The 22,075-nt window shown below is 42.7% G+C and carries 23 protein-coding genes; 2 read left to right on the top strand and 21 right to left on the bottom strand.

The genetic code is table 11. The features are described from left to right. Positions 1–20: 20 nt before the first annotated feature. From ADI76_RS08625 to ADI76_RS08610, 4 genes are all read right to left on the bottom strand, one after another. On the bottom strand, positions 21–1,178 hold the full coding sequence (locus ADI76_RS08625; RefSeq protein WP_049515831.1) for a glycosyltransferase family 4 protein: 1,158 nt from the start codon (positions 1,176–1,178) through the stop codon (positions 21–23). Further along, on the bottom strand, positions 1,175–1,912 hold the full coding sequence (gene mecA / locus ADI76_RS08620; RefSeq protein ID WP_049473266.1) for an adaptor protein MecA: 738 nt from the start codon (positions 1,910–1,912) through the stop codon (positions 1,175–1,177). Before mecA ends, ADI76_RS08625 begins: the two co-directional genes overlap by 4 nt. A 135-nt stretch (positions 1,913–2,047) precedes the next feature. Continuing rightward, positions 2,048–2,884: an undecaprenyl-diphosphate phosphatase gene (locus ADI76_RS08615; RefSeq protein ID WP_049515829.1), complete on the bottom strand. Its 837-nt coding sequence runs from the start codon at positions 2,882–2,884 to the stop codon at positions 2,048–2,050. 108 nt (positions 2,885–2,992) lie between these two features. Then, positions 2,993–4,900: a DUF2207 domain-containing protein gene (locus ADI76_RS08610; protein ID WP_049515827.1), complete on the bottom strand. Its 1,908-nt coding sequence runs from the start codon at positions 4,898–4,900 to the stop codon at positions 2,993–2,995. A gap of 117 nt (positions 4,901–5,017) precedes the next feature. Here ADI76_RS08610 and ADI76_RS08605 point away from each other — a divergent pair, with 117 nt between their 5' ends. Together ADI76_RS08605 and ADI76_RS08600 are read left to right on the top strand one after the other, a co-directional pair. Beyond that, positions 5,018–6,580, top strand: a complete 1,563-nt coding sequence (locus tag ADI76_RS08605; protein WP_049483537.1) for an ABC transporter substrate-binding protein/permease — start codon at positions 5,018–5,020, stop codon at positions 6,578–6,580. Continuing rightward, positions 6,580–7,320, top strand: coding sequence for an amino acid ABC transporter ATP-binding protein (locus ADI76_RS08600; protein WP_003010256.1), 741 nt, complete (start codon positions 6,580–6,582; stop codon positions 7,318–7,320). Before ADI76_RS08605 ends, ADI76_RS08600 begins: the two co-directional genes overlap by 1 nt. Before the next feature lie 119 nt (positions 7,321–7,439). On the opposite strand, the gene ADI76_RS08595 is transcribed toward ADI76_RS08600, so the two are convergent. The 17 genes from ADI76_RS08595 to ADI76_RS08515 form a co-directional block, all read right to left on the bottom strand. Further along, positions 7,440–7,655 carry a hypothetical protein gene (locus tag ADI76_RS08595; protein WP_003004771.1) on the bottom strand — a complete coding sequence of 72 codons (216 nt, stop codon included), beginning with the start codon at positions 7,653–7,655 and terminating at the stop codon, positions 7,440–7,442. Positions 7,656–7,763: 108 nt separating this feature from the next. Further along, positions 7,764–8,657, bottom strand: a complete 894-nt coding sequence (locus tag ADI76_RS08590; protein WP_049515825.1) for an SPFH domain-containing protein — start codon at positions 8,655–8,657, stop codon at positions 7,764–7,766. Between the two features lie 122 nt (positions 8,658–8,779). Next, positions 8,780–10,030, bottom strand: a complete 1,251-nt coding sequence (gene ilvA, locus ADI76_RS08585) for a threonine ammonia-lyase IlvA (protein ID WP_014712946.1) — start codon at positions 10,028–10,030, stop codon at positions 8,780–8,782. 76 nt (positions 10,031–10,106) lie between these two features. Beyond that, entirely contained in the window at positions 10,107–11,129 is a 1,023-nt protein-coding gene (gene ilvC, locus ADI76_RS08580) for a ketol-acid reductoisomerase (RefSeq protein WP_049515823.1), read from the bottom strand. Positions 11,130–11,195: 66 nt separating this feature from the next. Next, complete coding sequence (gene ilvN, locus ADI76_RS08575) at positions 11,196–11,672, bottom strand: acetolactate synthase small subunit (protein ID WP_003010242.1); 477 nt, start codon at positions 11,670–11,672, stop codon at positions 11,196–11,198. After that, a complete protein-coding gene (locus ADI76_RS08570; protein WP_049515821.1) occupies positions 11,665–13,365 on the bottom strand; it encodes an acetolactate synthase large subunit in 1,701 nt (566 codons plus the stop codon). The genes ilvN and ADI76_RS08570 overlap by 8 nt, the downstream gene beginning before the upstream one ends. A gap of 187 nt (positions 13,366–13,552) precedes the next feature. Continuing rightward, positions 13,553–14,152 (bottom strand): response regulator transcription factor, encoded by a 600-nt coding sequence (locus tag ADI76_RS08565; RefSeq protein WP_049515819.1) that lies wholly within the window; start codon positions 14,150–14,152, stop codon positions 13,553–13,555. A gap of 1 nt (position 14,153) precedes the next feature. Beyond that, positions 14,154–15,251: a sensor histidine kinase gene (locus ADI76_RS08560; RefSeq protein ID WP_049515817.1), complete on the bottom strand. Its 1,098-nt coding sequence runs from the start codon at positions 15,249–15,251 to the stop codon at positions 14,154–14,156. Then, positions 15,248–15,988 carry an ABC transporter permease gene (locus tag ADI76_RS08555; RefSeq protein WP_049515816.1) on the bottom strand — a complete coding sequence of 247 codons (741 nt, stop codon included), beginning with the start codon at positions 15,986–15,988 and terminating at the stop codon, positions 15,248–15,250. Before ADI76_RS08555 ends, ADI76_RS08560 begins: the two co-directional genes overlap by 4 nt. Further along, positions 15,957–16,874, bottom strand: coding sequence for an ABC transporter ATP-binding protein (locus ADI76_RS08550; RefSeq protein WP_049515815.1), 918 nt, complete (start codon positions 16,872–16,874; stop codon positions 15,957–15,959). Before ADI76_RS08550 ends, ADI76_RS08555 begins: the two co-directional genes overlap by 32 nt. A 72-nt stretch (positions 16,875–16,946) precedes the next feature. After that, positions 16,947–17,138: a hypothetical protein gene (locus ADI76_RS08545; RefSeq protein WP_049515814.1), complete on the bottom strand. Its 192-nt coding sequence runs from the start codon at positions 17,136–17,138 to the stop codon at positions 16,947–16,949. A 133-nt stretch (positions 17,139–17,271) separates the two neighbouring features. Further along, complete coding sequence (locus ADI76_RS08540) at positions 17,272–17,826, bottom strand: SP0191 family lipoprotein (protein ID WP_049515812.1); 555 nt, start codon at positions 17,824–17,826, stop codon at positions 17,272–17,274. 284 nt (positions 17,827–18,110) lie between these two features. Next, positions 18,111–19,775 (bottom strand): DAK2 domain-containing protein, encoded by a 1,665-nt coding sequence (locus ADI76_RS08535; RefSeq protein WP_049515810.1) that lies wholly within the window; start codon positions 19,773–19,775, stop codon positions 18,111–18,113. 2 nt (positions 19,776–19,777) lie between these two features. After that, on the bottom strand, positions 19,778–20,143 hold the full coding sequence (locus ADI76_RS08530; protein WP_003004393.1) for an Asp23/Gls24 family envelope stress response protein: 366 nt from the start codon (positions 20,141–20,143) through the stop codon (positions 19,778–19,780). A 288-nt stretch (positions 20,144–20,431) separates the two neighbouring features. Next, positions 20,432–20,620: a 50S ribosomal protein L28 gene (rpmB, locus tag ADI76_RS08525; RefSeq protein WP_001140948.1), complete on the bottom strand. Its 189-nt coding sequence runs from the start codon at positions 20,618–20,620 to the stop codon at positions 20,432–20,434. Between the two features lie 118 nt (positions 20,621–20,738). Then, entirely contained in the window at positions 20,739–21,434 is a 696-nt protein-coding gene (locus ADI76_RS08520; protein ID WP_049515809.1) for a LiaF transmembrane domain-containing protein, read from the bottom strand. A 4-nt stretch (positions 21,435–21,438) separates the two neighbouring features. Next, entirely contained in the window at positions 21,439–21,885 is a 447-nt protein-coding gene (locus ADI76_RS08515) for a LytTR family DNA-binding domain-containing protein (RefSeq protein WP_003004160.1), read from the bottom strand. Positions 21,886–22,075: the final 190 nt, after the last annotated feature.

Raw genomic sequence — 22,075 nt, 5'->3', positions numbered from 1 at the left:
TCTTTTGATTAGAACTATTCTTATTTAGTTTTTTCTTTTCGTTTTTGACGAACTTCCTCCCGGTAGGAAGAATTCCCTATATAGCGCAGAACATTTAACAAAGGACTATGACTTGGCCCCAGAACCCCAATCAATTCTGCTAACAGCTCTACTCCAAACAAGAGCCCGATCACAAGTAAGACGCCCCCAATGCGAGTAGAGATATTAAGCAGCAAAGAGATCATCGAAAAGATCATCGAAATTCCATAGATTACCAATACGGTTCCTCGATGGGTTAACCCTAAAGAGAGCAGACGATGATGCAAATGATTGCGATCCGGCTTGTAAAATTTTTGACCAGAAAGGGTCCGACGGATAATCGCCAAAAAGGTATCTGTAATCGGCACTCCAAGGATAATCATAGGGGTGACTACTGCAACTGCTGTTGCATTTTTCAAACCTTGCAGGGACAAGACAGAAATCATAAAACCGATAAACAGAGCACCGGTATCTCCCAAATAGAGAATGGCCGGATGGTAGTTAAAGGGAAAGAAACCAGCAATGGACGCAACCAAAACAAAGATGGTCATGGTCAGAAAGAGATTGGGTACTGGTAGAAAGAAATAGGACACAATCCCCATTGTCACTAGGGAAATAATAGAGACCCCACTCACCAAGCCATCCAATCCATCAATCAGATTGACTGCATTGGTAATGGCAACAATCCAAATCACTGTCAAAAGATAAGAAAGCCACGGTTCAAAATGAAGTAAGGGACCACCAAATGGAATCTTGAAATCATTCAGCCGAAAATCTGTCAAAAACCAGACTAGACTCGCTGCAAGCAGGATACCGATCATCTTTTTCTTGGCTGACAACTCTTTTACATCATCAATCAAGCCTGTGAGAGCAATAATCCATCCCGCTCCTACGACCGGCAAGGTATAGGATAGGTAACTTTTGATTGGGGCAGTGGTGGATGTCAGCATAGGAATAAAGACGAGAGTCGCAATTGAAAAAGCGATCACAATAGACAGTCCACCCGCGCTTGGCATGGGCTTGGTATTGATCCGACGCGCATTCGGATAATCCACTGCATCAATCTTAAAGGAGAATAAGCGAACCAAGGGCGTCAATACCAAGGCAATCATAAAAGTCCCAATCAGCACCAGAACAAATTGCAAGGAAAAGGACATCATAAGCTAGCAACTTTCTTCAAATTCTCAATCGCACCAGACACCATTAGTAAGTGGCCGTGTTCCTGCAGAACGGCTCGTGTCACTTCTGAATCATCTGCATACTCCCGAATGATGGCCAGTAACCAGGTCGGATATTGAGTTGGTTGATCCTCTGTATCGATCAAGACGGTTAAATAATAATCGGATCCCATTTTGTATAATTCAGAGGTATCCACTGGAAAACTGACCATTTTTGAAAAGGCAACTGCTTGCTGGATATTTGAAAAACGCAAAATGTAATAAATATACTGACTTACTGGTGCTTCAGATGTAGGATCTTGTTCTTGATTGTCACGTAACTCTTCTTGTTCCAAATGGTGAATAGCTTCTGCATCCCCTTTTGTCTTATCAGAAATCGTTTTTTCCAAGGTTTTGATAAATTCATCTGGCGTCATGCGCGACAACTCTTCCATATCAGGAAGATCTGACAAATCCTCAAAATCCAATTGTTGATCAATTTTTGATTTGGTAACAAAAACATCCAATTTATCCGGTTTTGGTGTCACACGAAAGCTCAGCATCCCGCTATCCAGGAAGCTTTCTGGCATTTCGAGTTCATCCAAAATGGCATAGAAAAATTCTTCTGTTTTTTCTTGTGGGACAAGGAAATCAGCAATTTCCATTCCGCGTTCTTCTAAGTCTTCTAGTTGGATCGTGATCTTAATGGTTGAATCACTAATTTGCTTCATCTTCATAGCATAACCTCATACTTCTAGTCTTACTATTATACTAAAAAAATGGATAGAATTCAAAAAAAGGATGCATAGAAAAGAGGTCGGGACAAAAGTCTCCAACCTCAATAAACAATTTGATCGAGTTCAACCCTTCTCTTAGAAAATAACACGGAAGAGGCCATACAATAACAAGATGGAACCAAGAACAATACGGTATTTCCCAAAGACGGTGAAATCATGGTTTTTCACATAATCTGTCAAGAAGCGGATGGCGTACATGCTGACTACGAAGGCCACTCCCATCGCTACCAGTAGAATAAAGAGTTGCCCTAGTGCAAGTGAATGCCCGCCAAGAGCGAATTTCCCAACCTTTAAGAGGCTGGCCCCAAACATAGCTGGGATACCCAGATAAAAGGTAAACTCTGTCACCACTGGACGGCTAACACCATTGATCAAGCCCCCTACAATCGTAGCACCTGAACGGCTTGTACCTGGAAATAGCGATAAGACTTGGAAAAGTCCGATATAAAGAGCTGTTCGATAAGGTAGCTTATGCAACTCCGTCACTGCAGGTTCGACTTGTTCCCGTCTTTCCAAATAGATAAAGGCAATCCCGTAGGTGATCAACATAATTGCAACGGAAATCGAATTGTGGAAATGCGCCTCAAACCAATCATCTAATTTAAAAACAAAGACAAGAGGGAGGGTTGCAACTGCAACTTTTGCCCATAATTGCCAGGTCCGACGTACTTCTAGTGGAGATTTACCAGGTTTGAAGGGGTATAATTTATCAAAATAAATTACCACAACCGCTAGGATCGCACCCAATTGGATCACAACATTGAACATCTCCATAAAGGCTGGATCTTGGTTTTTAAACTGCACAAAATCCTGTAGTAGAATCAAGTGACCTGTACTTGAGATCGGTAGCCATTCTGTAATCCCCTCGACAATTCCAAAAAGGATCGCTTTGATTAATTCGATCAGAAACATCTTTTTCTCCTAAACTTACATTTGCTCTATTATATCATAAATCTATGGACCGGACCAGACCTTCCGAACTAGAAGGGAAAGAGCGACCAAAACCATTCTTAGTACTGCTTAGAAGGCACCAAAGCCTCCTCCGCCTCCTCCGCCAGAGAAGCCTCCTCCACTACCAGAAGAAACTGTGAAATGACTAGCTGTCGATGCTGTCGATCCATAAGTAGACATGGCATGACTTGAGTGGGTCACATCATGATAGAATGGGGTGTAAATGAAGGCGTTTAAGGCTTGATTTTCTAACTGAATATTCCGAAGTTTCATGACCTTTGTGACCTGATCGGCTACACCATACAAGGCCGCATAGACCAATAAGCGGTTCCATAGGACTAGAGACTGCAACTCTGCATCGTTGAGGTGAGCAATCTCTTTTAACATCCGACCAAAACTATCCCAGTAATAGCGTTGCTCAGCACCCGCAACATTGACAACCCCATCTCGTAGGCAGGCCTTAAAGACGCCATTGAAGCGTGCTGGCAAAAACCAAAGTATGAGGATCCCTATCAAACAAGGAACAGAGAACCAACCCATCCCAAAGATGGCAAAGATTTCTGCTCCAAAGGCGATAAACCAAGCAGCCCAACCAAAGAAGAGACTTCGTCTAGCTTGCGCTTCTTCTTTTGCTTCTAAAGGACGATAGTAGCTTGGCAAATGGAGATCTTCCACCTTGCGATGAACATCTCTGGCCACTTGGTTGACAGCCGTATCAAAGCGACCCTGAGCCCAACTTCCTAGTGAACGAATGGCATCTTGATCTGCTTTTTTGGCATGTTTGTATACATCATCACTAAATTTATAATTCTCAAAGAGACGGTTAACAGGACAGGAAACCTGATCTCCAAAAGCCATATTCATAAAGGAGCGTTCAAAATCATCCACATGTCCATGAGACTTTCTCGTCAAAACCACTTCATTTCCTTGTTGCTCGTAGACAATCACTCCACGATCCATCAAATCCAGCAAAGTGGCTTGAAGCATTTTTTCAAATGTAAATACCGGAGGAGTCGCCTTCTCTTTATTGGTAGGGGAAGCCTCATCTAGTTCAGCTGAATAAACAACCGAACTCATAATCAGAGGTGCAATGTCCTTTGGAATCTCATAAAGACGAGTATCGGTCGGATAGGTAACACCAGGCCAAATCATTTTTTTGAACCGATTGCGACCCAAGAGAGAAAGAAGCCAGAGTGCAATAATTAAGGCTGGCAAGATCCATTTCCAAAACATGCGTGTCCAGTATTTTTCTTGTTCAATTTTGGCTTGGTTCTTGTGAAATTCATCCAATTTGGTCAATCCTGTATTTCGACCAGATTCATACAAAGTAGATAAGTCTGACTTCAACCAGTATCCATACAACTCCACCGCTTTTCCCTTGCCTAAGTTATAGAAAGTAGCAGAATAGATTCCATCTTCTTTTTTTACAGTCACATCTGGTCCCATAAAGGCTGTATGGATATACAGTTCCGATTGGGCATTGGCTGGTGCGAACTTAGGAATGACACGAAATTGAACTTCATCCACCTTCTGATCACCATCAGTAATTGGTTTCCAGTTCAACTGCAAGATATCCTTGTGTGAATAAAGAAGATTTTTTAATTTCCATGTGACTTTAATTTTGACTGTATCTGTCGCCACACCACTGTTATAAATTTTCACCCGGTAGCCATCACCTAGATTCGTAATCTCGGGTTCTCTTTGAAGATCACGGCCTTCTACCTCAACCTTTGGTGGCATCTCAATTGCGAAGCCTTGTGGCATATTCCCCGCCGTTCCTAGACTAACATACTGCCCTCTGTAAGAATCTTTGAAATAATAGACCAACTCCTCCTCATAGGTGGCGTCGTCCCAGTTGTCCAAGGTCAAGGTTCCACCATAGTACAATACATCATAAGAGGGGCTAGATGCATGGACGTTCTGACTAACAAAAAGGCAGGCCAGAAAGGCGAAAAAAACATACAAATACTTTTTCATTTGATCACGCTCCTTTGTATTATTATAGCATTTTTTAAATAAAAAGAGGAGCATGCTTGAAATGCAACCTATTTTACCGTACAATAGGAAGAGTTAAAATAAGGAAGAGGAGAAAAAATGAAAAAAACATTATTCGCGCTCTTAACAGGGCTTTTCATTTGCCTAGGCATCACACAGGTTGCTCATGCAGATGACTATTTACGAATCGGAATGGAAGCGGCCTACGCTCCCTTTAACTGGACCCAGGAAGATGATTCAAATGGAGCCGTGAAGATTGATGGTACCAACCAATATGCCAATGGGTACGATGTCCAAATCGCCAAAAAAGTTGCAGCAGATTTAGGTAAAAAACCTTTGATCGTGAAAACATCTTGGAACGGTTTAATTCCAGCACTCACATCTGGTAAAATCGATATGATTATCGCCGGGATGAGTCCCACTGCTGAACGTAAAAAAGAGGTCGCCTTCTCTAATAGCTACTATACCAGCGAGCCGGTCATGCTGGTCCGCAAAGACGGAAAATATGCAAATGCTACTACCTTAGATGACTTTAAAGATGCAAAGGTCACCTCTCAACAAGGTGTCTACCTCTACTCGCTCATTTCTCAACTCAAAGGGGCAAAACAAGAAACCGCTATGGGAGACTTTGCTCAAATGCGTCAAGCGCTTGAATCCGGCGTCATCGATGCTTATGTTTCCGAACGACCAGAAGCCCTAACCGCTGAGTCCGCTAATTCAAAATTTAAGATGATCCAATTCAAAAAAGGATTTGAAGTTGGAGAAGAAGATGCGACCATCGCTATCGGGATGAAGAAGGGTGATACTAGACTTGACCAAGTCAATGCCGCACTAGCTAAGATTTCGTCTGAAGACCAAGTCAAACTCATGGATGATATGATTAAGAAGCAACCAGCTTCCAGTGATGCTAGTGATGATAAGCAGACATTCTTTAGCCAAGTGATGAAGATTTTAAAGGATAATGGCCCACAGTTCTTACGGGGAACTGGAATGACCCTCTTAATCTCTATGACTGGAACTATCGCTGGGTTGATTATCGGTTTGTTAATCGGTGTCTTCCGAACAGCTCCGAAGGCTAAAAATAAATTCCTTGCTGGATGTCAAACTGCCTTTGGTTGGTTCCTCAATGTCTACATTGAAATCTTCCGTGGAACTCCGATGATCGTTCAATCCATGGTCATTTTCTATGGTTCCGCCCAAGCCTTCAACATTTCCTTGGATCGTACCTGGGCCGCCATCTTTATCGTATCAATCAATACCGGAGCTTATATGAGTGAGATTGTTCGTGGTGGGATCTTAGCAGTGGATCCAGGTCAGTTTGAAGCAGCGACTGCTCTAGGAATGACCCATGGACAAACCATGCGCAAGGTCGTCCTTCCACAGGTTGTTCGCAATATCTTGCCAGCAACAGGGAATGAATTTGTTATTAACATCAAGGATACATCTGTTTTAAATGTGATCTCTGTAGTTGAACTGTACTTTACAGGAAATACGGTCGCAACTCAAAACTACCAATACTTCCCAACCTTTACGATCATCGCTGTGATTTACTTCGTTCTCACCTTTACCATCACACGAATTCTTCGCTACATCGAACGTCGCTTAGATTCTGATACTTATACTACAGGTGCCAATCAAATGCAAGTCAATGAGGTGAAATAATGGCAGAAAAAATTCTTGAAATCCAACATTTAAAAAAATCTTATGGTCAAAATGAGGTTTTGAAAGATATTTCCCTTACGGTTGAAAAAGGAGAGGTGATCTCCATCATCGGGAGCTCTGGTAGCGGAAAATCAACCTTCCTTCGCTCCATCAATCTTCTAGAAACTCCTACAGCTGGAGAGATTCTCTATCGTGGACAAAATGTTCTTGATCCTGAGTATGATCTTACCCACTACCGCGAGAAATTAGGAATGGTTTTCCAAAGCTTTAATCTCTTTGAAAATTTAAATGTCTTAGAAAATACGATCGTTGCACAAACAACCGTCCTCAAGCGTGATCGTGAAACCGCAGAAAAAGTTGCCAAAGAAAACCTTGAAAAAGTCGGTATGGGATCTCAATATTGGGCTGCCCGTCCGAAACAACTTTCAGGAGGCCAAAAACAACGGGTTGCTATCGCGCGTGCCCTTTCCATGGATCCTGATGCCATCCTCTTTGATGAACCAACTTCCGCCCTGGACCCTGAAATGGTTGGGGAAGTTTTGAAAATCATGCAGGACCTCGCTAAAGAAGGTTTGACCATGATCGTCGTAACCCACGAAATGGAATTTGCCCGCGATGTCTCTAGCCGTGTCATCTTCATGGACAAGGGGGTCATTGCTGAGCAGGGAGATCCAAAAGAAATCTTTAGTAATCCCAAAGAAGAACGGACCAAGGAATTCCTTCAACGCTTCTTACACTAACCTCTTGAAACAGTTTGCTTACCAGTATGGAAGCAAGCTGTTTTTTGTACCTCCTCTTCTTTTAAGGCATAGAAAAAAACAGAGAGGAAGCCTCTCTGGTTTTTAATTGGAACAACAAATTAATCTTCGAATTTTTGATGATTTTTGTCATAAAAATCAATCAATCCGAGTGCAGTTTCAAACGAGATGTTCTTCACTTTTGCACGTCCTTGAGCCAAGGCAATGATAGACATTTCACGGGCATTTGTTTCTTTACTGATACGATATCCCGTAATTTTCTTATCGCGTACCCATCCAACAACTGATTCTACTTTTTCAAAGTTCGATTTAGCCATGATCTTTCTCCTATATTATTATTTCCAATACTAATATAAATTGTTTTGCACATTTTGTCAACTAAAATCGCTGAAAATACGAACCTTTTTTAAAAAATGAGAAAAAATTTACTTTGCTTTCAAGGCTGATAATATTTGTGTACGAATGTTTTCGACGCCATCTGGGTTAGCTGGTAGGAAAATCGTATTATTCCCTTCTTTATCTGCAAAATTATTTAAGGTATCTAAGTACTGATTGGTTAACAGAATAGACATGATTTGCTCTTCGGTCAAGTCTACATTGGCTCCTTTTAACTCTTTAATAGAGTCTGCCAATCCATCGACAATAGCCTTCCGTTGCTCGGCAATACCGACCCCGTGCAAGCGGTCTTTTTCCGCCTCAGCTTCGGCAGCAGTAACGATCTTGATCTTGTCTGCTTCTGCCAATTCCTGAGCTGCCACGCGTTTTCTTTGCGCCGCATTAATCTCGTTCATGGATTGTTTCACTTCGGCATCTGGCTCAACTTTGGTGATCAAGGTTTTTACAATAATATATCCATAAGTTGACATTTCTTCTGCCACTTGTTTTTGAACTTCAAGGGCGATTTCGTCTTTTTTCTCAAATAATTCATCCAAGGTCAACTTGGGAACAGAAGAACGCAAAGCATCTTCAATGTATGATTTAATCTGTGACTCTGGACGCATCAACTTGTAGTAGGCATCCTTTACGTTGCTTTCGTTTACTCGGTATTGCGTCGCCACATTCATGGTAACGAATACGTTGTCCTGAGTTTTTGTTTCAACCACGATCTCACTCTGCAAGACGCGCAATTGAACTCGTGCTGCAATTTTATCGATACCAAAAGGCGCTCGCATATGAATGCCACTATCGCTAATTTTTTGATAACGTCCGAAGCGCTCGATGATGGCAACGGATTGTTGCTTGACCACATATAGTGAGCTAATCACAATGAATCCTGCAACCAGTAGCAAAAATAAAACAAAGATAATAAATTCAGGCATAAAAAGTTCCTCCTTTTAATTTACGCATATCATATCACAAGTGTTGATAAAAAAGCAATATATTCCTTAAAAATATATTGCTTAAATGGTCGATTGTTTCTGTATGATACTCAGACGAGCATTCAGACGAGCATATTATAGAGAGTTTCATTGCCGTTCAAGTTAATGAAAGACGGATCAAAACGCTCGATACGGTTGACCAAGCCTGCATAGTCATGTTTATTAGCTAAAGTAACCCCAATCAAGACAGGGCCTGTTCCCTTACTAGCACGCTTGATGTATTCAAAACGTGTGATATCATCATTTGGCCCTAAGATATCATTTACAAACTCGCGAAGGGCCCCTGGACGTTGTGGGAAGTTTACGATAAAGTAGTGTTTCACTCCATCGTAGATCAAGGCACGTTCTTCCATTTCAGGCATGCGGTTAATATCATTATTCCCACCTGAGATAATACAACAGATCGTTTTCCCCTTGATGTATTCGCGCAAGATCTCTAGAGATGCCACACTAGCAGCTCCCGCTGGTTCGGCAACAATTCCTTGCTTAGAATAAAGGTCAATCAAAGTCTCTGAAATCAAACCTTCATCGACCCCAACCAGGGTTTCCACATGCTGACGGGTTACTTCATAGGTTAATTGTCCTACTTTTTGCACGGCAATCCCATCTGCAAATTTATCAATTTCTGGTAATTTGACTGGGCCCCCTGCTTCAAAAGCAGCCTTCATAGAGCGCGCCCCTTCAGCCTCTACCCCAATGACCTCAATCCTAGGCTCTGTTTCTTTGATGTAGGTTGAAACACCTGAAATGAGGCCACCACCTCCTACAGGAACAAGGACTGCATCAAAAGCAATCGATTCTTTTCGAGCTTCCTCAAGGATTTCGTAGGCCACTGTTCCTTGACCAGCCTGTACGTTTGGATCATCAAACGGGTCAATAAAGGTCCGTTTTTCTGCAAGCGTAAATTCTTGTGCTGCCTTCGCTGAAGCGTCAAAGGTATCCCCCACCAACTTGATCGTTACATAATCTCCACCAAAGAATCGGACTTGGCCGATCTTTTGTTGCGGTGTCGTAATCGGCATGAAGATGGTCGCTGGAATCTTCATTTCATTACAAGTATAAGCAACCCCTTGCGCGTGGTTTCCCGCAGAAGCACACACTACCCCACGCTCACGCTCTTCTTTTGAGAGTTGAGAAATTGCAAAATACGCTCCACGAATCTTGAAAGAGCGAACGCGTTGGGCATTTTCTTTTTTCAAATAAATCTTTGCCCCATATTTTTCAGATAAATAGTGGTCGTATTCAAGAGGCGTATTAACAACGACCCCTCTTAATATTTTATGGGCCTTAGCCACATCTTTTGCTGTTATCATTTCATACCTCTGTTGCTGTGTTTTGATGAAAAAAGCAAGCCAGGGTGTCCCAACTTGCTTAGTCTTCTACAGACAATTAGTTGTAGATTTTGAAGGCGTCATCGTCGTTTTGACCAACGAACGGCATTGCTTTACGTAATTCAGCACCAACTTTTTCAATTTCAAGGTTAGCAGCTTGTTCACGGTAAGCAGTTAATTTTGGACGTCCAGCTTTGTAGTCGTTAACAAAGTCGTTAGCGAAGTTACCATTTTGAATGTCAGCAAGAACAGCTTTCATATTTTCTTTCACTTGCTCAGTGATGACACGTGGGCCTGATACATAGTCACCGTATTCAGCAGTGTTCGAGATTGATTGACGCATTTTCTTGAAGCCACCTTCGTAGATCAAGTCCACAATCAATTTCATTTCGTGAAGAACTTCAAAGTAGGCCAATTCTGGAGCATAACCAGCTTCAGTCAATACTTCAAAACCTGCTTCGATAAGGGCAGTCAAACCACCACAAAGTACCGCTTGTTCTCCGAACAAATCTTCTTCCGTTTCTTCTTTGTAGGTTGTTTCAAGAAGACCAACGCGTGCCGCACCAACACCTTTACACCAGTCCATAGCGATATCTTTGGCGTTACCTGTAGCATCTTGATAGACAGCGTAAAGTGCAGGAACACCAAAACCTTCTTCAAATGTACGACGTACCAAGTGACCTGGTCCTTTAGGAGCACACATGAAAACATCAACATCTTTAGGAACTTTGATGAATTCGAAGTGGATGTTAAATCCGTGTGCGAAACCAACAGCATTACCAGCTTCAAGGTTTGGAGCAATTTCTGCTTCGTAAAGTTCTTGTTGGATTTCGTCTGGAGCCAAGATCATGATAACATCAGCCAATTTAGTTGCTTCTGCTACTGTGTAAGTATCAAAACCATCTTCTTTAGCTTTATCGAATGACTTCCCTGGGCGCACACCGATGATCACATCGTGACCTGTATCACGCAAGTTTTGTGCATGCGCATGACCTTGTGAACCGTAACCGATAACGGCGATTTTTTTACCGTCAAGTGCTGCTACTTTTACGTCTTTTTCATATTCCATTTGAACTGCCATAAGTAAAATCTCTTTTCTATTTTAATTTGCCTTTTTAAGGCGAGGATAACAATTTTCAGTCGAGAATTAATCTCGAGTAAATCCGGTTGCACCGGTGCGGGCGATGTTTTTAATCCCATACGGACGAATAACCCGAATAAGGGCTTCACTCTTTTCTGCATTTCCCGTCATTTGAACAGTAATCGAGCTTGGAGCTACGTCGACCACGGTTGCACGGAAAGGTTGAATAATGGCCAAGATTTCTGCCCGTTTCTCAGCTGGTGCAGAAACTTTCACCAAGATCACTTCGCGCTCCAAGTGTGGTTTATCCGTGATATCCCGGACACGGATCACATCCACCTGGCGGTTGAGCTGTTTGATGATTTGCTCCACTTCATCGTGCGAAGCAACATCAATGATGATGGTAATCCGCGATACGTTAGGGTTTTCTGTTGCGCCAACAGAGATACTTTCGATATTGACTTGACGTCTCGATAGAACTCCTGTAAAGCGGTTCAGAACACCTGAGCGGTTTTGAAGTTTGGCTGTTAACATTCTACGCATTAAACTTCACCCCCAACATCTCATGATTACTCTTACCAGCTGGTACCATCGGTAAGACATGCTCTTTCCGAGAAATGTCTACTTCGATGAACATTGGTACATCTTCTGTGATGACTTCCAAATCCTTCTCTAGGGTTTCAGGATTATCAAATTTATAATTCTTGATCCCGTAGGCTTGCGCCATCAATTGGAAATCCGGAAGGCTATCAAAGACTGACTCTGATGTCCGACCATCATAGAAGGCTTCTTGCCATTGACGGACCATCCCAAGTGAATGGTTGTTGAGCATAACGACCTTGATGGGAACCTTATAAATATTTAAGATCGCCAATTCCTGGTTGGTCATTTGGAAACCACCGTCTCCGACAAAGAGAACAACTTCTTTATCTGGATTGGCAATTTTTGCTCCGATAGCTGCAGGAACACCAAATCCCATAGTTCCTAAACCACCTGAAGTCACCAATTGGCGCTCATTTTGGTAAGGATAGTATTGAGCTGCCCACATTTGGTGTTGTCCAACGTCTGTGACGACAATAGCGTCCCCCTTGGTCAACTCTCCAATGCGCTCGATCACAGCTTGTGGCTGTACAACCCGTTCTTTCTTGTCGTAAGAACGGACCCGGTTCTTATCTTGGGTCACCTTCTCGATCCATTTTTCTGTATTGTTATGAACCGTTGGCTCTGCTAGTAACTGCTGCAAGGCCTTCTTCGCATCGCCGACAACTGGAATGTCAACAGCAATGATTTTGCCAATCTCTGCAGGATCAATATCAATGTGGGCAACCTTAGCATTCTTAGCGAAAGTTTTTGGATTACCTGTTAAACGGTCATCAAATCGACAACCAACACTAATCATGAAATCCGTCTCTGTCATGGCAATGTTAGCAGCGAAGGATCCGTGCATTCCTCCCATTCCTAGGAAAAGAGGATGACTGGTCGCAATCGTTCCTTGACCTAAAAGACTGGTCACTACTGGAATCTGATAGCGCTCTGCAAAAGCAAGCAACTCTTTTGCAGCTCCAGCGTAACTTACCCCACCACCAACAAGAAGAACTGGTTTTTTAGCCTTACTCAATTGCTTCAAAATCTTTTTGATTTGCAATTCATTTGGTTCAATGGTTGGCTGGTAGCTTGGAAGCTTCACACTTGGTTCATAGATGAAATCTGTCTCTATAGCAGAGACGTCTTTCGGTAGGTCAATGACGACAGGACCTGGACGACCTGTAGTCGCGATATGGACAGCTTCTGTAATAATCCGCGGAAGGTCTGCCGTCTCACGTACTTGATAATTGTACTTGGTAATGGGCATGGTAATTCCCACAATATCCGCTTCTTGGAAGGCGTCTTTCCCGATTCCAGCGCGATTAACTTGTCCAGTAAAGACCAATAAAGGTACACTGTCGCTCATGGCATCCGCAATCCCTGTAATAGCATTGGTAGCCCCCGGTCCACTCGTGACGACTGCGACACCCAACTTCCCAGTTGATTTGGCATAGCCTTCAGCTTCATGCAAGCATCCTTGTTCGTGTCGTCCAAGAATATGCTTGATACCTTTAAAGCTATAAATAGCATCGTATAAAGGCAAAACGGCTCCACCAGGATAACCAAAAATCGTATCGATTCCCAAATCACGCAGGGTTTCAAGGACAAGTTCTGAACCGGTTTTCGCAGTTTCTAAGGTAATTTTCTCCATGTCTCTCCTTTCCAGTACTTTGTTTCTCAAATGAGCATGCTACTATCATACCATTTTTAGGAAATATTTCAAGGAAAAATAGTAAATTTTCTGAATTTTCTATCCAAATCCGAATAATGAGAGTTTCTCTAGAATTGCTAAGTCTATCACAAAAAAAGTCTCTAGGAATCCTAGAAACTTTGCTTGCTTATAGCCATCCCTTTTCTTGGGCGATCTTCGCCGCCTCGGTCCGGTTCTCTGCATTCAACTTGGTCAGAATAGCCGACATATAATTGCGGATAGTCCCGTTAGAGAGAAATAAACGATCAGCAATTTCTTGATTAGAAGCTCCCTTTGCAACTTCTTTTAGGACCGCTTGCTCCTGAGAGCTTAGAGGATTGGGATGGGTTAGGATTCCCTCCATTAATTCAGGAGAATATTCTTTTTGCCCTGACAAAACTGTATGCAGGGTCCCCATCAAGTCCGTGATGCGTCGCTCTTTTAGAACATAGGCATCGACTCCGGCCTTGAGGGCCCGCTCAAAATAACCCGGTCTCTTAAAGGTGGTAACGATGACAACCTTAAGCTGGGGTTGTTGACTTTTGGCCCATTCCAACACTTCTAGCCCTGTTTTGATGGGCATCTCAATATCTAAAATAGCAATATCAACTGGATGGGTTTCGAGTAAGCGAATGGCTTCTTGCCCATTTTCAGCCTGCAAGACTTCTTCTACATCCTCTTGCAAAAGCAAGAGCTGGCAAAGGGCATCGCGCAACATACTTTGGTCTTCTGCAACTAATAAGCGCATTTTATTTCCTTTCTTGATAGGGGATCCGTATTTCTATCCGGGTCGGCTTGTATTGATGACTGATATCCAGCTCTCCTCCCAACAAGGCAATCCGTTCGCGGATCGAGTGCAGGTCCTTATCGGAGACCTTATCAAAGCCGATACCATTGTCTTCTGCGACCATTTCCACCCCTGTTTCGGTGGAGCGATAAGTGAGAAGGGCTTGCGTCGCTTTGGCATGTTTGATCATATTGGTGGCTAGTTCCAGAGACACCATGGCCAGAGCAGACTCTAGGACCGGCGAGATGCTAGCTCTATCGAGCTCGTTTTGAATCTCTACTTTGACTTGAGCTACTTCCAGCATTTGCTTGACGGTTTCCAGCTCTCTTGCCAGGGTTCGCTGCTTCAAGTTCTCCACAATCTCTCGGACTTGGTGCATGGACTCTTGACTAATGGCTTGAATCTCTTGGACCTGCTCCTGCGCCTTCTCAACCTGACCCAATGCTAAGAATTGATCAGCCAGGTCTGCCTTGACACTGAGCATAGCAAAGGTGTGGCCCAGACTGTCATGTAGATCACGGCCAATCCGATGGCGCTCGTTTTCTGCCAGCAAGAGATTGATCTGGGCATTTTGCTTGGCATGGTCAGCTTTCAACTCTTCCATCATCCGAATCCGGATCATGCCGTAGGTCATGGCATGGGTAAAAAAGAAAATGATGATTAAAAATACCCATTCATACTCCATCGCATTCTGTTTGAAAAAGATAACTCCAAAAAGTAGGAATTGCGATAGAAAAACTGTCCAAAGATAAGGAGAGCGAAAATTGCGAATCTCAAAGTGATAGACTAACAGGTTACTGATGAAGAAATAAAACCAAAAATAGTTGGCGTTAATAAAAAGAGTATTTCCTGCTACATAGGCTAGGAGGTACAGCCAACAAATCCAGATCAGCTTTTTGTTTTCAGTAATCAAGATTCCTAGATAGGAAGCAATAAACAAGAGGGCTAAAAAGAAGTGCCAGTAGGGAACCTCACCCAATAAAATAGAGATAAATGGGAATCCCATAAAGACTAGGCTAGCGTAAAACATATAATGAATACGCTTGAGTTTTTCAATCATGCACGAACCTCAGAATGACGACGATAGACGATGACAAGGGTAAACAAGACCAGGGTAAACAAAGTTAAATAAAGACTAGCAAAGACATTGACCTGTCCCTTGTTTAAAAAGGTCTTGATCAGTTCCATCAATTGATAGGTTGGCAGGCACTTGCCAATGGCTTGCATCCATTCTGGAAAGAGGCTAATAGGCATCCATAGGCCACCCATAACAGCCAGTCCCATATAGAGGAGATTGCCCGCAACCGACATCAATTGACTAGAAGGAAGCAGGGTCAAGACCAGACCGATAGCTACAAAAGCCAGGCTTCCTAGGATGAGAAGGAAGGCCGCTAAGACCCAATCCTGTATAGACATGTTCACATGACGCACTACATGACCCACGGTAAAGACCACTACAATGGATAGGAGAAAGTCGACAAAGAGACCGACAACCTTTATTAGATAATATTCTACCATAGATACGGGAGTATGACGCAAGACTTTTTGCCAATTGTTGAGTCGATCGGTTTCAAGAACGGTTGGAAAAGAAAAGATAGCCGTAGACATCATGGAAAAAGCCGTCATGGAGAGGAGATAATCCCTCATAAAGTGAGCAGGTGCCCCTGGTGTGTCCTGGTACATCCCTGAAAAGAAGAGATAAAAAGCCGTGGGCATCCCAATTGATAACAAGTAATAAATGGCTTGACGTCTGGTCAAATGCCACTCAACCACGCCAAGAGCTTTCATGCGTTTCATCTTCTCTACCTACTTCCTTTGTATTTTCAAAAATAGAATCCAATAAACTTCGATTGGTCACTTCGATCTCTTGGATCGAACAGCCTTCTTCTTGCAATTGCCTCCACAAGCGATTGGCATCGCCTGTCACAACTTGAAGGGCATCAGGTTTGACCGTCACTTGACCAATTCCGTCCATCCCTACCACTAGAGCTTGGTATCGCAAAGGCAGGGTAAAATGTTTTTCTACCTCTTCACTTCTCATAGCGAGAGGAGTCGTATCTCGAAGCAAACGTCCCTGGTGCAAGACCAGGATCCGGTCAGCTGTATGCTCTACTTCCTCAATGTAATGGGAAGAATAGACAATAGTGACGCCTTGTTCCTTTAAATCCCCGACAATCTCCCAAAAGCGTTGGCGAGTAGACGTATCCATTCCAGCCGTTGGCTCATCCAAAAACAAAAGACTCGGACGACCAATCAAGGTTAGAACAAAGGATAGGAGACGTTTTTGCCCACCAGACAGCTTACTGGCCAATTGTTTCTTTTGTTCTAGACTAAAACGCAATAGCTCATCGATTTCATTGACCGTTAAGGGATTGGGATAAATGGAGCGAAAGAAGTTGATCAGTTCCTGAACAGTTAACTTTTGAACGACGGCATTCTCTTGAGGGAGATAAGAGACACTAGCCTTTAATCGAGGATGACCAGGAGCCTTCCCTTCTACTTCAATGATTCCAGAAGTCACCTTCCTATCCCCTAGGAGGCAATTCATCAAGGTCGTCTTCCCTGCTCCGTTAGGCCCGATTAAGGCCAGACAATCCCCCCGTTCAACCGCAAAAGAAAGATCTTCTAGAATCACTTTTCCTTTGATCCTTTTTTTCAAGTTTTCTACTCTAATGACACTCATGATACTCTCCTTTCAACCAGGCTTGACCAGCTGGAATGATGACAAAAACAACCACGGTCACTCCCGTTTTTTTCATTGCTCCATTTCCTTTTTAACAGCCTTGAGCATTTTCAATCCCTCTTGAACCGCCCAGCTCATGATGCCAAGCCCAGCAAATAATTCCCAAGGAAAATGGTAATAGAGGCTATCATTCTTTGAAAAGATCAAATAGACGACCATTCCAACCACTGTTAACGTAAACACCTTAAATAACCATTGTTTCATTTTTCTTTCCTCTTACTTTCTGACTTTATTATATGAAAAGAAAATAACGGCCACTAGATGATTTTGTCACTCGCTCACATGACAAAAGTCACTAAAAAAAGCCAAGTGGCTTCACTCGACTTTTCTATTCTTCTTACTGGCCTTCTTCTTTCATGCCATGCAATTTCAAGGCCTTGATCAAGGCATCCGCCTTCATATTCTTCAAGTCATTGAGACCAGCATCTTTGAAGTAAGAAATTTCTTCTAGAGACTTGGTATCAATTTGGTTGAGGTCAATCACACTGGTTGAGAGCAATTTCTTCTCTGGTGTAACACTATATTCCAAGCTAAAACCAGGAACGTTTTTTAACTTCTTGTAGTCTTCATTTTGTTCCAACAAAGCTTGAATGGCTGCTGTGAGTTCTTCAGGTGACTTCTCTGCTGCGATAGTCCCAAGTTGTTGGGGTAGATCAGCTGTCACTTCGATACGAAGGTTTTCAACCTTATCTCCCTTTGATTTGATGATATCCCGGTGTTTTGTTCCCTTGATATCTCCAACTAAGGTTGTGGTTTTTTCTTCATTTTTTACTTCTTTTTTAACAGAGGAACTGCTAGAAGAGCTAGCGGGTGTTGTTTTCTTTGTTTGGGATTGCGAACAACCAGTCAATACCAAAATGGCTAGCCCAAGGGTTACAAAAAATTTCTTCATTTTTATAACTCTCCTTTCACATACTGTTATCAGTATAACATATCGCGTCTTTCTTGTCTAAAAACTCCACTTTTCAAACCATTTCCCCCTCATTTCAAGCCCTTCATTTTGAATAAAAAACTGATGAATTTGATACTTTTTGCAAAGTCCCCTTTTCTCCACTAATAAAGCCTCAATGGAGGATTCACTTCCGTCTCAAATTCTCCAAATCACTCCGATTTCATAGGGAATCTCCTCCTTTTTCTATCTACAAAAAAAGGTTCCGAAAGGAACCTTCTGTTCAATTATTCTACACTAAACAAGTATGGGTAGACTGGTTGGCCACCTTGGTGGATTTCCACTTCTACATCCTCATACTTCTCAGCAAGGGCTTGAGCTAATTCGTTTGCCAACTCCTCACTGCCGTCTTCACCGACATAGATGGTCACAATTTCACTATCTTCGTCCAACATATGAGCGAATGTTTCTTCCAAGGTTGCCATCATATCTGGGTTTGAAACGACGATCTTACCATCGACCATTCCAAGATTGTCATTTTCATGGATTTCAAGGCCGTCGATAGTGGTATCGCGAACCGCTGTCGTCACACTACCAGACACAACATCACCCAATGAAGCGCTCATTCGTTCGTAGTTTTCTTCGATCGATTTGCTTTCATCAAAGGCAAGAAGACTGGTCAATCCTTGAGGGATGGTCTTGGTCTCTACAACTGCTGCTGGTTGATCAATCACTTCTGCTGCAGATTGAGCGGCCATCAAGATATTTTTGTTGTTTGGCAAGATAATGATGTTGCGCGCATTCAACTCTTCAACAGCTTTGACAAAGTCTTCTGTTGATGGGTTCATGGTTTGACCGCCAGAGATGATGTAATCCACCCCTTGCGCTTTAAAGATATCAGCCAATCCATCACCCGCAACGACTGCGATAATGGCATATTCTTTTTCTTCAACTGGTTTCGCTTGACGCTCTTCTTTTTCAACTTGCGCTTCGTGTTGGTTACGCATGTTGTCAACTTTCACTTTCACCAAGCTTCCGTATTTAAGACCTTCTTGCATGACAAGACCTGGATCTTCTGTATGGACGTGAACTTTAACAATCTCATCGTCATTCACCACCAATAGGGAATCCCCAAGGTTGTTCAAATAGTTACGGAATTCATCGTAATCGAAGTCTTTGACATAAGTTGGACCTTGTTTCAAAGCGACCATGATTTCTGTACAGTAACCAAACTTGATGTCTTCAGTTGCGACATGGCCAGCGACTGACTTGTGGTGTTCTGCATTGATCATTTCTGACATGGTTGCAGGTGTTGCTTGGAACTCTTCAGAAGCGATGAATTCTCCTGTCAAGGCTGACAAGAATCCTTCATAGATGAATACCAAACCTTGACCACCAGAGTCTACCACACCAACTTCTTTCAAGACCGGCAACATATCTGGAGTCTTGGCAAGAGCTGTTTTAGCACCTTCAAGAGCTGCACGCATGACTTCTACTGCATCATTGGTAGATTCTGCTTTTTTCTTGGCACCGATGGCTGCCCCACGAGAAACAGTCAAAATGGTACCTTCAACCGGCTTCATAACGGCTTTATAAGCGACTTCTACACCAGACTGAAAGGCTGCTGCAAGTGCTGCTCCATCCAATTCTTCTTTGTCTTTGACACTTTGAGAAAATCCGCGGAACAATTGAGAAGTGATAACTCCTGAGTTCCCACGCGCACCCATCAAGAGACCTTTAGCGAAGATCCCTGCTGCTTCTCCAACAGTTGAAGCAGAACGGTCCGATACTTCTTTGGCCCCATTTTCGATGGTCATTCCCATATTAGTCCCTGTATCTCCATCTGGTACAGGAAAGACGTTCAAAGAGTTTACATATTCCGCTTGTTTATTTAAGCGCGTAGCCCCCGCTTGAACCATTTCTTGAAATAAACTTGTAGTAATATTAGCCACGATTATTCTCCCACAATCTTGATATTTTGAATATAGACATTCACAGTATCCGTAGTGATTCCAAGTTGATTTTCCAAACTAAATTTCACACGTTCTTGAATATTTTTTGAGACTTCGCTAATTTTTGTTCCATAGCTCAAAACAGTGTAAACATCAACTGCGATAGTTCCTGCTTCCGTTGTTTTGACAACAACACCTTTAGAGAAGTTTTCTTTCCCTAGGAGGGCTTGGAAATTATCTTTGATCGCATTTTTGCTGGCCATTCCAACCACACCGAAGATCTCAGTAGCAGCACCGCCTACAACAGTTGCGATAACCTCATCAGTCAATTCAATTTGACCGTCCTTTGTATTGATTTTTACTGTCATAATTTCTACCTCAAAAGTATTTTATATTCTATTTTACCATAAAAGAGGTCAACTGTAAAAGGGTAGGGACTATTCTTCTCCCGCTGTGACAGCTGTCTCTGGAGAAAAAGAAAAGGGAGTGGGAAAGAACTCCGATTCGTTCAAAAGAGTTCATTTCCTCACCCCTGCACAGTTGATTAGGAAGTACGAATGTTTCAAACATGAGTAGTTCCAATCAACCACTGCGTCATGCTACTATTCCTATCAAAAGCGAAGGCTGGACACTTTATGCCCAGCCTTCTTTCTTTATTAAACGCGTTCTACTTTACCAGATTTCAATGCACGAGCTGAAGCCCAAACTTTTTTAGGTTTACCATCGATAAGGACAGTTACTTTTTGAAGGTTTGGTTTTACGGCACGTTTTGTTTGGTTCATAGCGTGTGAACGGTTGTTACCTGATACAGTCTTACGACCTGTGAAATAACATACTTTAGCCATTTCTGTGTTTCCTCCTATTAGATCTAATATAACGGATGTGCTAGCACCACATACCGTACTATATTACCAAAAAAAATCTCTCTTGGCAAGCTTTTGGACAAAGTTTTTCATTTCTGGCTTAAGAAAACGAATTCGTACCTACATAGATAATTTCCAGATTTCCTAAGGAAACATCGCCCGTAATGTAGAAATCCTTGCTAGTGAGAGCACTTGGATTTTCCTGATGCTGGATCGCTGAAAGGGAATTATCCACATTAACATGGACGCGCCAATCACTTGGCACATAGAGGCTCAAACTTCCAAGGGAAACATCGACAACAAACTGAGCAGAAGGACCTTCGATGTGGCAATTGTCAAAATAAACCGATGCTTCTCCCATACTCACATCTGCACTTCCGTGGGTAAAGTGTTGGTCATTGAGATATTTTGTCACTGTGGAAAAAGTGACATCGATGTCATTGCCATCAGACTTACTCATGGACCCAGCAGAATAGGAAGCTAGGCGGGCTTTTGTTTTCTTAGAGGGTTTGAACAAGATGTTAAGTCCAATCACAGCGAGAATTGAAGAAAGGATAACAACCGAATTGGACACCGGAAGGAAATGGTATTGCCCATTGAGACAAAAGAGAGCTAAAAGTCCATAGATGAAGCCCCAACCAAAATGGCGTTTCAAGAAACTAGAGAGGGACAGGACTGCAAGCAAGGTGACCCAAGCTAAGGTCCAGATGCTGATGTCCCATTTTACAAAATAGCCTTGTAAGAGGAGTAAGGCTGCTAATAGGATTAAGAATACTCCGATTAATTTTTTTCTCATAATATTACCTCATTTCATTTAGTCGTTCTTTTAAGAGTTGATAGTAGCGTCTAGACACGTGGACCTGCTTATGGGTCTGGTAGAAATTGACCGTGCTGGTCCCTGAAAAAGACTTTTCCAGAGAGTAGATCTGCTTTGCGTTGACAATGGTGGATTTGGAAATCCGACAAAAGGCGATGGGAAGCAGCTCCTCCAACTCATAGAGCTTCTGCTTGACCTCATAGGCCTCATCCTTAGTGTGTCCAAAAATCTTCTCCCCATCCGTCTCAAAAAAGAGGATCGATGCTACATCTAGAAAATACTCACTTCGATCCTTGTAGAAGGCTAATGGAGCGACTTTTTGTTCTAGGATTCTCTCTTGCAGCTGGGTCAACTCCGGGGTCAAGCGCGGGGCTCGAATCAAGATCTCAGGCTCGTCCATTGATGGATCCAATTCGATTCTAACTTTCATAAAACTCCTTTCCCAACGTTTTGATAGTACCATTATAACAGCTGTTGAAAACAAAACAAGGGCTTTTCAGTAAGTGGCACGTTTTGCCCATCAAGAGGTAGTTTTTGAGAAGTAAAGAGGCTGGGACAAAAGTCCTAGCCTCTCAATTGTCTTTGGATTGTCGGGCAAGACGCAGTGGTTGAGTGGGCTC

The organism is Streptococcus parasanguinis (assembly GCF_001074805.1).
Lineage (GTDB): Bacteria > Bacillota > Bacilli > Lactobacillales > Streptococcaceae > Streptococcus > Streptococcus parasanguinis_A.
The sequence above is the reverse complement of the archived record's forward strand: the minus strand, read 5'-3'. Positions and strand labels throughout refer to the sequence as shown.